At 37.5% G+C, this 14,960-nt stretch carries 14 protein-coding genes and 1 riboswitch; of the genes, 13 read left to right on the top strand and 1 reads right to left on the bottom strand.

Going from position 1 to position 14,960, the window contains the following annotated elements; genetic code table 11:
• The first annotated feature begins 84 nt into the window (after positions 1 to 84).
• The 6 genes from ACQKMI_RS22245 (at position 85) to ACQKMI_RS22220 (ending at position 6,060) form a co-directional block, all read left to right on the top strand.
• The gene (locus ACQKMI_RS22245; protein ID WP_427492473.1) at positions 85 to 1,431 is read left to right on the top strand and encodes a cytochrome ubiquinol oxidase subunit I; all 1,347 of its coding nucleotides are present in this window, start codon (positions 85 to 87) and stop codon (positions 1,429 to 1,431) included.
• A complete protein-coding gene (locus ACQKMI_RS22240) occupies positions 1,428 to 2,453 on the top strand; it encodes a cytochrome d ubiquinol oxidase subunit II (protein WP_427492471.1) in 1,026 nt (341 codons plus the stop codon). The genes ACQKMI_RS22245 and ACQKMI_RS22240 overlap by 4 nt, the downstream gene beginning before the upstream one ends.
• Positions 2,454 to 2,466: 13 nt before the next feature.
• A complete protein-coding gene (gene cydS / locus ACQKMI_RS22235) occupies positions 2,467 to 2,589 on the top strand; it encodes a cytochrome bd oxidase small subunit CydS (protein ID WP_256469478.1) in 123 nt (40 codons plus the stop codon).
• Between the two features lie 430 nt (positions 2,590 to 3,019).
• Positions 3,020 to 4,393 carry a 23S rRNA (uracil(1939)-C(5))-methyltransferase RlmD gene (rlmD, locus tag ACQKMI_RS22230; protein ID WP_427492469.1) on the top strand — a complete coding sequence of 458 codons (1,374 nt, stop codon included), beginning with the start codon at positions 3,020 to 3,022 and terminating at the stop codon, positions 4,391 to 4,393.
• A complete protein-coding gene (locus ACQKMI_RS22225; RefSeq protein ID WP_323655684.1) occupies positions 4,393 to 4,581 on the top strand; it encodes a hypothetical protein in 189 nt (62 codons plus the stop codon). Before rlmD ends, ACQKMI_RS22225 begins: the two co-directional genes overlap by 1 nt.
• Positions 4,582 to 5,070: 489 nt before the next feature.
• Positions 5,071 to 6,060 (top strand): tRNA dihydrouridine synthase, encoded by a 990-nt coding sequence (locus ACQKMI_RS22220; protein ID WP_427492467.1) that lies wholly within the window; start codon positions 5,071 to 5,073, stop codon positions 6,058 to 6,060.
• Positions 6,061 to 6,147: 87 nt separating this feature from the next.
• On the opposite strand, the gene ACQKMI_RS22215 is transcribed toward ACQKMI_RS22220, so the two are convergent.
• Complete coding sequence (locus tag ACQKMI_RS22215; RefSeq protein WP_079562673.1) at positions 6,148 to 6,345, bottom strand: alpha/beta-type small acid-soluble spore protein; 198 nt, start codon at positions 6,343 to 6,345, stop codon at positions 6,148 to 6,150.
• Positions 6,346 to 6,551: 206 nt separating this feature from the next.
• Between ACQKMI_RS22215 and ACQKMI_RS22210 the strand changes: the two genes are divergently transcribed.
• The 7 genes from ACQKMI_RS22210 to ACQKMI_RS22180 all read left to right on the top strand — a co-directional run bounded on the left by ACQKMI_RS22210 (position 6,552) and on the right by ACQKMI_RS22180 (position 14,810).
• A complete protein-coding gene (locus tag ACQKMI_RS22210; RefSeq protein WP_427492465.1) occupies positions 6,552 to 7,046 on the top strand; it encodes a DUF1456 family protein in 495 nt (164 codons plus the stop codon).
• Positions 7,047 to 7,373: 327 nt separating this feature from the next.
• Positions 7,374 to 7,571, top strand: coding sequence for a hypothetical protein (locus tag ACQKMI_RS22205; protein ID WP_427492463.1), 198 nt, complete (start codon positions 7,374 to 7,376; stop codon positions 7,569 to 7,571).
• A gap of 211 nt (positions 7,572 to 7,782) precedes the next feature.
• Positions 7,783 to 7,868: riboswitch (cyclic di-GMP riboswitch) on the top strand.
• A 105-nt stretch (positions 7,869 to 7,973) separates the two neighbouring features.
• Positions 7,974 to 9,716, top strand: a complete 1,743-nt coding sequence (locus tag ACQKMI_RS22200) for a methyl-accepting chemotaxis protein (RefSeq protein WP_427492461.1) — start codon at positions 7,974 to 7,976, stop codon at positions 9,714 to 9,716.
• The gene (locus tag ACQKMI_RS22195) at positions 9,716 to 10,468 is read left to right on the top strand and encodes an SDR family NAD(P)-dependent oxidoreductase (protein WP_427492459.1); all 753 of its coding nucleotides are present in this window, start codon (positions 9,716 to 9,718) and stop codon (positions 10,466 to 10,468) included. Before ACQKMI_RS22200 ends, ACQKMI_RS22195 begins: the two co-directional genes overlap by 1 nt.
• A 24-nt stretch (positions 10,469 to 10,492) precedes the next feature.
• Complete coding sequence (locus ACQKMI_RS22190; protein WP_427492457.1) at positions 10,493 to 11,989, top strand: sodium:solute symporter family protein; 1,497 nt, start codon at positions 10,493 to 10,495, stop codon at positions 11,987 to 11,989.
• A 308-nt stretch (positions 11,990 to 12,297) separates the two neighbouring features.
• Complete coding sequence (locus ACQKMI_RS22185) at positions 12,298 to 14,043, top strand: methyl-accepting chemotaxis protein (RefSeq protein ID WP_427492455.1); 1,746 nt, start codon at positions 12,298 to 12,300, stop codon at positions 14,041 to 14,043.
• 86 nt (positions 14,044 to 14,129) lie between these two features.
• Entirely contained in the window at positions 14,130 to 14,810 is a 681-nt protein-coding gene (locus ACQKMI_RS22180) for a hypothetical protein (RefSeq protein WP_427492453.1), read from the top strand.
• The last annotated feature ends 150 nt before the right edge of the window (positions 14,811 to 14,960 follow it).

The following is a 14,960-nucleotide window of genomic DNA, read 5'->3' as shown; positions in this document are numbered from 1 at the left end:
CTCATTTGGCTAAGCTTTGGTGTTGCAATTATCATGCTACTTTCCATACTTGGAAGAATATTTGGAAGTTAGGGGGGCAATGAAATGGTAAATGAATCAGCGGTCTTTTGGAGTAGAGCATTAACGGAACTAACTTTATCGTTCCATATTATTTATGCAACGATTGGTGTTGGTGTCCCATTAATGATTATGATCGCACAATGGACTGGGTATAAAAAGAATGATGAGCACTATATTTTAATGGCAAGACGTTGGGCACGAGGTTTTGTTATTACAGTTGCAGTCGGAGTTGTTACAGGGACAGCAATTGGCTTACAGTTGTCTTTACTATGGCCGAATTTTATGCAGCTTGCCGGACAAACAATTGCATTACCACTTTTTATGGAAACGTTTGCATTTTTCTTTGAAGCCATCTTCCTAGGCATCTACTTATATACGTGGGATCGTTTCGATAGTCCGAAAAAGCATATGCTACTGTTAATTCCGGTTGCTATCGGTGCATCAATGTCAGCTGTGTTTATAACAATTGTCAATGCGTTTATGAATGCGCCACAAGGATTTGACATTGTGGACGGACAGCTTGTGAATATTCAACCTTTTTTAGCCATGTTTAATCCAGCGATGCCGACAAAAGTAGCACATGTTCTCGTTACAGCCTACATGACTTCCGCATTTGTATTAGCATCTATTGCAGGATACCGTCTACTTAGAGGTTCTAAGCATATATACCATAAAAAATCTTTATACCTACTTATGAAGATTGGTCTGATTTTCTCCATTGCATCAGCGATTATTGGAGACTTTTCAGGAAAATATTTAGCAGAATATCAGCCAGAAAAACTAGCTGCAGCTGAGTGGCATTTTGAAACAGGAGATAAAGCCTCTCTTATACTACTTGGTGTATTAAATGGTGAAGAAGTAAAATATGCTATTAAAGTACCTTATGCTTTAAGTGTTTTAGCACATAATAATCCAAATGCAGAGGTAATTGGTTTAGATCAATTTGCTAAAGAAGATCGACCACCACTGTATATTCATTACCTCTTTGATCTAATGGTGTTTATTGGCATGTTCATGGCATTCGTTTCACTAGTTTACGTATCCGGGAAAGCACGTGATTGGCGATTTATTCATAGACGTTGGTTTAGATGGATCGTTGTTGCAGGTGGACCACTTTCCATTATTGCAATTGAAGCAGGTTGGTGGCTTGCTGAAGTGGGACGACAGCCTTGGATCTTATACGGATTAATGCGAACACCAGAAGGGGCCACAACGAGTGACCATGTAGATTTAATGATGCTGTTGTTTACCGGCGTATATGCTGTATTAGCAGTAGGAAGTATCGTAGTGTTAATTCGTATGTTCAAAAAGAATCCAATTGAGCGAGAAATAGAAGATCGCCATGCTGAAAAAGGCGGTGACATCTTATGACATTAGAGATTTTAGGTATTTCAGTGTTATGGATTTTCCTATTTGGTTATGTCATTGTAGCTTCAATCGATTTTGGTGCAGGCTTTTTTAATGCCTACAGTCTACTTATCGGAAAAAATCACATTTTAACGAATATTATTAAGCGCTATCTATCACCTGTTTGGGAAGTAACTAATGTCTTTTTAGTATTTTTCTTTGTAGGGATTGTTGGATTTTTCCCACAAACAGCTTTCTATTATGGAACAATTTTACTTGTCCCAGTTAGTATTTCGCTAGTGCTTCTTGCAATACGAGGCTCCTACTATGCATTTGAATCATATGGCGCACGTGGGCATATTGGTTACACGTTGACGTATGGTATAGCAGGCTTACTTATTCCGGCCTCACTCTCTGTTGTGTTCGCGATTGCTGGTGGTGGCTATGTTGATATTGTTGACGGGCAACCGGTGTTGAATTATTGGACGTTGTATACGAGCCCGTTTGCTTGGAGTATTGTCGTGTTGAGCATTGCAGCTGTACTTTATATTTCAGCCGTGTTTTTAACTTGGTATGCGCATAAAGCAAGGGATCGAGAAGCTACAAATTTAATGCGAAAATACGCACTTGCTTGGGCGATACCATTAATGGTAAGTGCGCTCGGCATTATGTACGAAATGAAATTCATCAACCCTGAAAGTTACAATAACATGGTAAATCTATGGTGGATGTTTGCCATTTCAGCTGTGTTATTTATTGTTACTGTAATATTAATATGGATGCGAAAAAATTACGGTCTTGCGGTTAGTTTATTGATTGCCCAATTTGCAGTGGCATTCTTCGCATATGGAATTGCTCAATATCCATATTTACTGTATCCGTATTTAACAATTTACGATAGCTTTACAAGTACACAAATGGCAATTGCACTCGTCATCGCGTTTATTTTGGGATTGTGTCTGCTTATTCCGTCACTGTTCTTGTTGTTGAAATTATTCCTTTTCAACAAAGATTATGTGACAGGAAAAGAAGACAATCACGCATAGGAGGGATACAACTATGACAAGTTTTTTGATTTTTTATGCACCATTTATAGTCGTCATCCTAGGTGTAGTCGCTGCTTTCTGGTGGGCACCTAGAGATTACCATACAGTAAGGAAAGAGGGGAAGAGTCGCGAATAGCGGCTCTTTTTTCTACTCGTGTAAAGGTGATCAGTTTGGGGAGAGCGGATCACATTCTTGGTTTACCCGATCAGTTTTGGGGAGAGCGGATCACATTCTTGATTTACCCGATCAGTTTTGGGAGAGAGCGGATCACATTCTTGTCTTACCTGATCAGTTTGAAGAGAGAGCGGATCACATTCTCGGCATACCCGATCAGTTTGAAGAGAGAACTGATCACATTCTCGGCATACCCGATCAGTTTGAGAGGAGAGCGGATCACATTCTTGTCTTACCCGATCAGTTTGAAGAGAGAGCGGATCACATTCTTGGTTTACCCGATCAGTTTAGAAAGAGAGCCGACCACATTTGAGCCGTTAATAGTAGCCTTGTTCTTTTTTCATCCGCCACAACATGCTACAATAGAGAGATTGAAATGGAGGATGTACGAATGTCAGCACCCGTGAAAAAAAATGACCGATTAACAGTTTATATAGAAGATTTAACACATGATGGCAATGGCGTTGCAAAGGTCGATGGCTATCCATTATTTATCCAAGGTGCACTTCCTAATGAAACGGCGGAAGTACATGTTGTGAAAACGCTAAAAAACTACGGCTTTGCGAAGGTCGTAGAAATTCTCAAGCCATCGCCAGATCGAGTAGATGCGCCTTGTGCATATTTTAAACAATGTGGCGGCTGCCAATTACAGCACCTGTCTTATGAAGGACAGCTAAAATGGAAAGAAAACATGGTGCGTAATGTCATGCAACGCATTGGTAAAATTGATGCGCCTGTTCTACCTGTGAAAGGCATGGAAGAGCCTTGGAATTACCGTAATAAAGCGCAAATACCTTTCTCCTCAAATGAAGCAGGACAAGCAATTGCTGGTTTCTACAAAACGAAGTCTCATAGCATTGTGGATATGGAGCGATGCTTAATCCAGACTGGGGAAGCGGACGCTATTCTTGCAGGTTTGAAGAAGGAACTAGTGGCAATCGGTGTTCAACCATACAACGAGCTATCACATGAGGGAATGCTGCGCCACGTAGTTGTTCGTAAGGCACGAGCAACTGGTGAAGTGATGGTTGTTCTCGTAACTAAAAAGAAAAAATTCCCGCAAAAAGAAGCCGCTGTTGCGACAATTCAGAAGCTTGTCCCGAATGTCACATCCATTATGCAAAACATTAACAGCGACAAAACGAACGTTATTTTCGGTGATGAAACCGTAAATCTGTGGGGCAAGGACGTTATTATTGATACAATTGGCGATGTTCGCTTTGAAATTTCAGCCCGTTCATTTTATCAAGTAAACCCTGAGCAAACGGAAGTTCTATACAAACAAGCATTAGACTACGCTGACTTACAGGGTGATGAACGAGTAATTGATGCTTACTGTGGTATAGGCACAATTTCATTATTCCTTGCACAACAAGCAAAGGCTGTTATGGGCGTTGAAATTGTCCCGCAAGCGATTGAAGATGCAAAACGTAACGCAGCACTAAATGGCTTTACGAATACGTATTTCGAGGCTGGACCAGCAGAGGAAGTTATTCCACGTTGGTATAAGGAAGGTAAGGAAGCAGATGTTTTAGTAGTTGACCCACCACGCAAAGGCTGCGATGAGGCGCTTCTTCAGACGATTTTAGAGCAACGTCCAAAGCGTGTTGTGTATGTGTCCTGTAACCCAGCTACATTAGCACGTGACCTTCGAATTTTGGAGGATGGGGGCTATCAAACACAGGAGATTCAACCTGTGGATATGTTCCCGCATTCGACGCATGTGGAGGTTGTTACGGAACTAACTCTAAAGGAGCGATCATAATGGACGCAGCAAAAAAATGGCTCTCTATCCCGAAAGATATCAGAGAAATGCTCGTGAAAAACGTATTTTGTGGCAATTGTGGTGTAACGGCAATTGTGAAGTACACGATACAAGAGGGAGAATATGCCCCTGTATTGAAGGGGAAATGCAAGACTTGTGGTAGAGATGTTGCTCGGGTGATTGATTAGTAAATGATAGAACTCTGAAAGGATGGAGTGAATTTCCATCCTTTTTGTGTAAGCATGGAAGGGTTTTGGTTGAATCTTATGCTTGAATAGAAGAGGTTACTTTTGATATATGTGATGAAAATTATACACCTCATAATTGGTAACAGAACATTATAATAGGCAGTTCAAGAACGTGGGTTTGATATCAAAGGTTTATAATTCGATTGCTTTATGATAAATTAACCGTTATCTTGAATTGCTTTTTTATGTTTTTGGAATAAAATGTCCACTATTCGGGGTTCAGTTCAAAAATCTATGCCATCTGCTTTTTGTTTATAAACATACCATTCAAGACCGATTTTCGTTAAAATAAACATTGCCGATTTTCACAAATTATAAATGCCAAATGTATTTGTGTTTGATAATCAGTTATTGAGCATGATATAAGTGTAAAAGAAGTGGAACATTTGGCTTCATATTTTTGACCGAGAGTTTGAAGTTGTACCCACAGTGAGAGGATTTGAGTTTGAAATGATAGATAATTTTTGGCGTGATTTACCGCGACCATTTTTTGTACTTGCACCAATGGAAGATGTGACGGATGTTGTTTTTCGTCATGTAGTAAGTGAAGCCGGTCGACCGGATGTATTTTTCACTGAGTTTACAAACTCGGATAGCTATTGTCATCCAGAGGGCATGAAAAGTGTGCGAGGTCGTTTGATTTTTACAGAAGATGAACAGCCAATGGTGGCACATATTTGGGGTGATAATCCCGAATATTTCCGTCAAATGAGTATTGGTATGGCAGAGCTAGGTTTTAAAGGCATCGATATTAATATGGGCTGTCCTGTACCGAATGTAGCATCGAGAGGGAAAGGTAGTGGCCTTATTCTGCGTCCGGACGTTGCGGCAGAGCTTATTCAAGCAGCAAAAGCGGGCGGATTGCCCGTAAGTGTGAAAACACGACTTGGCTTTAAAGAGGTAAATGAGTGGCAGGAGTGGCTAACGCATATTTTAAAACAGGATATTGCGAACCTTTCTATTCATTTACGTACAAGAAAGGAAATGAGCCAAGTAGATGCGCATTGGGAGCTCATTCCGGAAATCAAAAAATTACGTGACCGTATCGCACCAGATACGCTAATAACAATCAATGGAGATATTCCTGACCGTCAAACTGGACTGCAGCTTGCTGAACAATATGGTATTGATGGTGTTATGATCGGGCGAGGTATTTTTAAAAATCCTTTTGCTTTTGAAAAAGAGCCAAAAGAGCATAGCAGCAAAGAGTACCTTGATCTTTTAAGACTGCAGCTTGATCTTCAAGATCAATATGCGGAAGTACTACCACGTTCAATAACAGGGCTTCATCGCTTTTTCAAAATTTATGTCAAAGGATTCCGTGGAGCTGGTGAATTAAGAAATCAATTGATGAACACGAAATCAACAGATGAAGTGCGTGCATTGCTTGATAACTTTGAATCAAATAATGTTGATTGACGACGACGGTAGAATGATGTAACTGCAAAAACATGAAAGAACGAATTCCAATTAATAAAAGGGATTCGTTCTTTTTTAAATTTATTATTATAATAAACCTTTTGAACGTTTTTCAGCCATTTCTACGAGGCGTTTTGTAATTTCTCCTCCGACTGATCCGTTTGCACGAGAAGAGGCTTCTGGACCTAATTGTACATTAAATTCTTGTGCGATTTCATACTTCAATTGAGTAACAGCTTCATGTACACCAGGAACTAGAAGCTTATTTGAACTACGATTAGCCATTTATCTCACCTCCTTGTGATTAGAATGGTCGAGAGTTGGCTAATCATACATGTTAAAAAATAAAATGCACATTCTAAATACTATAGTAAAGTAACTTTTGGAAAGCTAACTAAAATTGTGAATGTCTCTGCTATAATAAAGTAATGCTACAATCTTGAAGATACGATTGTTAGAAGCGCTTTACAGTTAAAATGGAGGTTTTTTAAATGACGAACAATGATATTTTAATTCGTTTAAGATATGCATTAGATATCAAAAATAAAGATATGGTTGAAATTTTCAAGCTAGGCGGCATGGACTTTAAGAAGGAAGAAGTATTGAACATGCTTATTAAAGTTAATGATGAGGAAGAAGCACCAGAAGAATACATCAAATGTAATAATAAAATGGTAGAGGCTTTTTTAAATGGATTTATTACATTTAAACGAGGTCCGCAAAAGCCTAAGTCTGGTCAGCAAGAAGGACCACCACCTGTTTCAGGAAAAGAAAGTCCTAATAATATGCTATTAAAGAAAGTGAAGATAGCGTTAGCCTTAACGAGTGAAGAGATGCTCGATATTTTATATGATGGGGGCGTTAGCGTTTCGAAAGGCGAATTAGGTGCCATTTTAAGAAATCCGAGTCATCGTAACTATAAAGAATGTGGCGATCGCTTTGTGAGAAATTTTTTAAGAGGGCTGACATATAAATATAGAGATTAAAATGGCTCAATACTAAGATCTATTTTTGATTAAAAAGAAGCGTGAAGTCTGAGGCGCGTCCTTGCGTTCTTCTATAATTAGTCAAGTGGTAATTTTAGTGAATAGCCAATAAATTAATGTTCAACAAAGCAGTTGCAATTTTGCAGCTGCTTTTTTTGTGAAGAGTTTTACGGAGAAATCTAGTTTATGATAAAAATTATCTACAAAAAGCACATTTTTCTTAGTCGAATGTAGTTGACATTTTGTGACGAAATTGTGTACACTGAAAATGACATAAAGTTGTCACAAAGATGGAAAATAAATGTTCACGAACAGAGGGGTGCTTTTATGTTTAGTTTAAAAATTTTATTAGTTGCTATCGCATGTGTTACTATTCCACTTGTTGTTGCTGCAATTATGATAGACATTTTTTATGCAGAAAAGAAACAAGTTCGTTTTTCATTACGCCGTACATCGATGTGGTATGTGAGTATGTTTACAGTATCATTTATACCGGCAGTTTTAGTCATGACACTAAACGGATAAGTATTTTTAATATGAATAATCATTTAGGGGTAATTGATTATTTTAAATTATAGTAGCAGCTACAATATTGCGTTGTAGCTGTTTTTATTTACGCAAATTGTGGATGAGCCGTAATACTATTCATTTCATACTTATAGTAAAATAGTAAAAAATATGTGTATTTTTATCTAGTGACATTGACTACTTTTACCCATTGTGTTAATTTTGGAAAGAAAAAGATGGGCAAATTTACCGAAAGGTAGAGACGCAAAGCTACAGGTCTAAGGTTTTAATTACTATGATGGCTGAGCTGCGAAGGAGTACTAGTTAAGTACATATAGTTGCTAGTTATATTCTTTGAAGCCTATTTCTTTTGAAATAGGTTATTTTTTTGTCAAAAACATAATAAAGGGGGAAGTAATCATGAGGTTGTTAAAAAATGCTTCATTGAAAAACAAACTTTTACTAACGGTTTCAATAATTGTTTTACTTTTAATTGCTATTATTACTACGCAAAGTATTAGAGAATTAAACAATCGAATGTCTGTTGATTTAGAGCAAGAGTTGAAAAGTGTTGGTTTATTGACAGCTATGAATCTTAATAGTGATGATATTAAAGATTTGTTGTCTGAAAAGGGAGAAACGAATGCTGAATTTAAGAAAATTCAAAAGCAACTCGATAGGATTCAAGAAGAACAAGGAATTATGAGCTGGAGCTATATTTGGGATGTAAAGGATGCAGATGGCGTTACCCCAATAGGCTATACTTCTAATTTGAACGAAGTATATGAAGCGGGTGAACTCTTTACTGATTTAGCAGATGAACATGTAACAACAGCTAAATTGGCTATTAAAAATAATAGCACTGAGGTAACCGATATTTTCCAAGATCCTTATGGTTCATGGCGAACTGTATTTAGCCCTATTAAAGATGACAATGGCAAGCTCATTGCATTATTAGGACTTGATTATTCTGCGGACTATATAAATACAATCATTAAAACAAGTATCATTAAACAAATTGTTATAGCTGTTATTGGAATTTTAATTTTATTAGTTTTACTTTACATAATTATTGATCGTCTATTAAAGCCACTTAAGAAAGTAGTAAATGCTGCAAATCAAGTAGCGAATGGGGAATTAGTAAATGTAGATTTAGAAGTAACGAAGGATGAAATCGGAAATTTATCTAAATCTATTAATACGATGGTTTTAAATTTACAACATATCATTTTAAATATCCGAAATACATCTAATAACGTTTCTTCTGCAGCTAATCAGCTAACGGTGAATGCAGCAGAGACATATAACAGCGCAACAAATATTGCTCAAGACATGGGGCAAATCACGCAAAATGCTGAGGCCTCAATGGTTATGACTGAGGAAACTGCAGCTGCTATGGAGGAAACAGCAACAGGCATCCAGCAAATTGCTGACTCTGCTAATACAGCTGCTGAATCATCTATTTCTGCTTCTCAAGCTTCAGAACGTGGAAATCATGTTGTTCAACAAGTCATTGCACAAATGGAGTTGATCAATGGTTCTGTTGAACAAATAGGGACAACAATAAACGGTTTACATATCAATACGAAAAAAATTAGCGATATCGTAAGTCTTATTACAGCAATAGCAGATCAAACAAACTTACTAGCATTGAATGCGGCAATCGAAGCTGCTAGGGCAGGAGAGCATGGGAAAGGCTTCGCGGTTGTCGCTGACGAGGTTAGACGATTAGCGGAGCAATCATCACAATCTGCAACGGAAATATACAATTTGATTAGTACAATTCAAGCTGATTCAAACGCTTCTATCACTGTTATGGAAAAAGGAAAAGAAGATGTAAAGGCGGGTATGGCGTTTACAAATGAGGTAGGGGAAATCTTTAAAGAAATTCTCACTTCATCAGAAGAAGTGGCGAGTCAGATTCGCGAAATTTCAGCTGCGTCTCAACAAATTTCCGCTTCTTCGGAGGAAGTCGCAGCATCTGTCAATAATATTAAGCAATCTACGGAGCAGTCATCTGAATTCTCGTCGAACGTATCAAGCGCAACTCAAGAGCAATTGACGACCATGCAAGAGGTGAAAGAGGCATCTTCTTCATTAGGAAAAACAGCAGAAGAATTACAGGTACTTGTAACAAAATTCAAATTGGAGAATGATCAATAATGGAAATTAATTTTAAAGGAAAAAATGTACTAATTACTGGTTCCAGCAAAGGAATCGGCAAAGCCATTGCTTTAGGATTTGCCGAGCAAGGAGCCAATGTATGTATCAATTATATTGGTGATGACAACGAGGCAGAAGAGGTTCGTGCACAAGCGGAAAAGTTTGGTGTACAGGCTATGAAATTTAATGCAGATGTATCGGATTCTCAGCAAGTTCAAGCTATGTATCAAGCTATGGACAAACAGTTAGGCGATATTGATATTCTTGTTAATAATGCTGGCTTCGCACAGGCTTCAAGTATGATGGATTTAACAGATGAGCAGTGGGATAAAATGATTAAAGTTCATCTATACGGTTGCTTCTACAATTGTCGAGAAGCAGTAAAAAGAATGAAAGTACGAAACAAAGGAAAAATTATTAATATTTCTTCTGATATTGGTAGTTTAGGTTGTGAAGAATTTACGCATTATTCTGCTGCAAAGGGTGGCATCAATGCATTTACGAAGGCTTTGGCACGAGAGCTAGCGCCTTCGATATTAGTCAACGCAGTAGCTCCTAGTGGAACATTTACAGACATCCTAAAGGAATTTGGCGAAAATTATGTGGAGGAAGAGTCTGCTAAATATCCGTTAAAACGATTAGCTCAACCAGAAGAAATCGCAAAGAGCGTGTTATTTTTAGCTTCAGAAAATGCGGATTTCTATACGGGTCAAATATTAACACCTAATGGTGGAGTCGTTATGAACGGATAATGTGGGAAAATAAGGAGCACTACTATGTTAAATATAATCATCTTTAGCTTATACTTAATTTTTATTTATTACATTGGATATAAAGGATACAAACGCGTAAATACTGCGGAGGATTTAATTGTTGCTGGTTGGAGTATGCCTTTATCTGTTGTAACAGGAAGTCTAGTGGCGGCCTTATTAGCTGCCCCATTCTTCTTTGCAGCAGTAGGCTCAGGTTACACAAGTGGCGGCTTTGAAGGTTCAGCGACAATGGGCGGTTTAGGGACTTGTATGATTCTTGGAGCACTCATTTGGACGAAGCCTTTACGTAGATTGAAGGGCTGGACATTAGCAGACTACTATGGATTAAGATATGGAAGTAAAAAGTTAGGTGCCTACACAGGCGTCGTAATGGCGATTGCCTTCGGTGTCTTTAATGCAGCTGCGTTAACAGTTGGTGGCACGTATATCATTCAGCAACTGTTGCAAATTGATTTCGTTCCAGCTGCATTACTCTTCGTATCATTAACAGCTATATATTCTGTTATTGGTGGCTTATGGGCTGTAGCCTATACAGAAATTGTTCAGGGGGCACTTGCAGTAGCGGGTATAGTAGGGATTACAATTTTTATCTTATTCTATTACCCTGATGTAACATTTAACCCTGAGTGGTGGAATATTAGTGAACTCTTCAATAAGGCTGGAGCAGAGTTTTGGACACTTTATCTTGTGTTAGCACTTGGTGATATTCCAGCGGTGGATTTAGGACAAAGGGTAGCAGCTGCGAAAAGTCCAAAAGTAGCACAGCGCAGCATGATTATAGCTGGGACAATTATTATCGCGATCAGCTGGATTCCGGGTATGTTAGGAGAGGCATTCAAAACGATTTATCCTGGTAGCACAAATCCAGAGACGTTAATGCTTGCCTTTGCTCAGGGATATTTCCCACCGTTATTAGCAGCCATCTTTTTAACAGCAATGGCCGCGATGGGGATGTCTACTGTAGCTGCATGTTATGTTGCGACTTCAGGAATTATCACAAAAAACATTTATTTAGACTTTATTAATCGAAACCCAGACCCTAAAAAATTATTAAGATTTTCAAGACTTATTATTATTTTAAGCGCTTTGCTAGGCTTAGTTTTAGCGGTTAGCTTCCAGAAAGTGATTGATTTAGCCTATTTGGCATGGGATATTGTTTTCGTAACAATTTTCTGGCCAATCGTATTAGGGCCGTTTTGGAAGCGTGTAAGTACACCTGCAGTGTGGACAAGTATATCTGTCGGGCTAGTCTATTACATCATTACATCTTTAACCTATGTACCAAGTCTTTCTATCCAATCAGAAGGATTTTTAGGTTTATTAAATGAACTGTGGCAGGCACCTGTTTTTTCAGGAGTTGTGATCACAGGTATTACAATTGTTATTGTAAGTTTGCTTATTCCACCTTCGCAGCATGTTCTTGAGATGCATAAGATTGAAAAGGATAAGACTTTAGACGATGTGGGCGGTAAAGAGGAATTAACGGAACAGTCAAACTGATAACCAAATCCTCGTTTCAGATAGTAGAAAACTCGGAGTGTAAATCATCCTCTACTTATTGATTTACATTATTATATGTATTCTTTTGTCGACAAGCTGACACGAGAGTGTTGATTCTCAATGCTCTCGTGTTTTTTTGTGCAAAAAATAACACTAAAAAATGACCAATTTAGCTAGTTTTAGTAAAAAAAATAAATATTTTAGAAATACCAACATTTACTAGGGGAAATGTTGTAAAATTTATTGTTACTAAAATTTCAATTTTTTAGTAATTATTCATATAGAAAAAAGTTTAAAGGAGTTCAACGATGAGAAGTAGCTTAAAAATTAAAATGTTAATGGTATTTTCAATTTTACTTGTTATTTCGTGTTTTCTGATTAGCTTTTTTATTTATCGTTCGTCATTGGAGCTGGTGAAAGAGACAGTTGGCGGGCAAAACATAAATATGATTGATCAGGCAATATCCAAAATAGATGTAGAAGGCTATCAAAGATTAGAAATTGGTGCAAAAAAAGATGACTATTATTATGAATTACAAAAAGAATTAAACTCTGTTAAAGAGCTTCATAAAGTATCTAGTTTATATTCGATGACTCGGATAAAAAATGGTGATGGATATGACTATTATTATATGGTAGATAGTGTTCCGAATGAGGATTCAACGCTTGGCGTTAAAGAGGAATCACCAGAATCGTATCCTAAAATGAAGCAAGTATTTGAAACTGGGCAAATACAATTTCAGCTATCAAATGATTCACAATACGGAGCTGTCCTTGCCATCTACGCGCCAATAAAAAATGATGCTGGCGAAGTTATAGGATTAGTAGGGGCAGATTTAGATGCCACAGAAGTTTATGCGGACATGAATGCGAATCAAATGAAAATTATATTGATTACGCTAATTGTATTAATAGTAGGAATCTGCATTGTTTATTTCTTTACAGATTATTTAACGAGGCCAATAAGAAAATTAACAGCACAAGTAAACCAAGTTGGTAATGGTGATTTAACGGTAAAAATAGAAACAAATCGAAAAGATGAAATTGGCGTTTTAACAAATGCAATCCAACAAATGGTGCTGGATTTGCAAAATATTATTATTGGAATCAATTCTAGCTCTAAGCAGTTAATCGATACGACGAACGGAGTAGCAAAAAGTAGTGAAAAGGCAAATGAAGCAATTAGTCATATTTCAGCCTCCATCCAGGAAGTATCTGCTGGCGCACATGCACAGTATAAAAACTCAGAGGAAAGCTCAGCTACATTAGAGCAAATGTCGGAGGGCATTCAACAAATTGCAGAGGCTTCTTCAAATGTATCTCAATTATCATCTATTAGCTTACAAAATGTAGAGCTTGGAAATGGAAACATTGAAAAAGTAGTTCATCAAATGAATATTATTAGTGAATCCGTTCAGTTATCCGCAAATGCTATAAAAAAACTAGAGAGTCAATCAAATGAAGTATCACTGATAATAAATATGATTCGTGATATTGCTTCACAAACAAATCTACTTGCATTAAATGCAGCGATCGAAGCGGCTAGAGCTGGTGAATCTGGAAAGGGCTTTGCCGTAGTAGCTGAAGAAGTAAGGAAGCTTGCGGAGCAATCAGAAAAATCGGCGAATAGCATATCAAACTTGATTTCTAAAATAAATGAGGATACAAGCTTAACGGTGCAAACTATGAATGTTGTAACAGATAATGTAGAAGACGGTTTACAAGCTGTAGAAGAAGCCGGAAAATCATTCGAAAGTATTCTCCAATCTATTCAGGGCGTAGTATCACATACAAAACAAGTTTCTGTAACCTCAGAAGAAATGTCTGCATTTTCTGAGGAGATTACAGCAGGAGTTGTGGAAACAACGATGCTTGCGAATAAGGCTGCAAAGGCAACGGAAAGTGTTGTAGAGCGTACGATGGAACAAGAAAGCTACAATCAAGATATCCTCCATTCTATTTTAAAATTGAACAAAATGGCGGAGGACCTAGAAAAATCCGTTTCAAAGTTTGAGGTAGATGCTAATAGCACAAATAATTCCTATAGAAATTAAGAATGAAAAGATAATCGTTAGAATAAAATTGCTATGAACATGGATGAAATAATCCTATCGATTATCTTTTTGAGGGTGGGAGATGGATGAAAACCTTTTTTCTTTTATTTCTTGGGACAATCTATGTATTACTCGCAAATTCAGTCGAAACGGCTATATTTAGAAAGGTATATTTTTTAATTGGTTTAGGGCTAGTAATAGCAGGAGTTTTTCGGTATGTGAAAGAACGATTTATCTATATCCATACATTGAATGAAATGAAAGAGGCGAGTGAGGAGGAGCTTATGGCTATCCCTCATACACATTGCATCATCTCAAATGATTGTTTAAGTGCTTTATTACTAAATGAACCTACAAATACACTTATTTTTGTAAGTAGAGAAGAATTAGAAGACGCATTGATAAAAAAAGAAATTCCATTCAATAAAATATATGAAGTAGCTATAGTAGAGGACGACATATACATTGCTAGGACAAGCAATAACTTCATAAGTGGTTCATTACTTGGTGAAGACATGGATATAGAAGAAGAGGAATTAGATGAAGAGGACCCTGAGTATAATTCTATGTCTCAGTTGACGTTGAAAATTGTAGCTGATAATTTATCTGACCCTATTCTAGAATATGTTTTTATGGATAACAGTGAGCCTCTATCAAGAGAAGAGGATGAGTATCAAGAAGCGCTAGAGCTATGTGAGGAATGGTTTCAGAAGATCAGTGTGATTATCAAACGTTATGAGCTGGAAAGGGTACCAATTAGGCATTAGTAATAAGAGGAAAAAAAGCTATCTCGACCGTATTGTCGAGATAGCTTTTTTAGGTAGAATCGCTTCGGAGTGATCGGGTGAGCCACAAAAGTGATCAGGTATCGCTCCGAAGTGATCGGGTATAGCCCCGAGGTGATCAGGTATCGCTTC

Source organism: Lysinibacillus sp. NPDC097214 (assembly GCF_050277945.1).
Taxonomy (GTDB): Bacteria; Bacillota; Bacilli; order Bacillales_A; family Planococcaceae; genus Lysinibacillus; species Lysinibacillus xylanilyticus_B.
The sequence above is the reverse complement of the archived record's forward strand: the minus strand, read 5'-3'. Positions and strand labels throughout refer to the sequence as shown.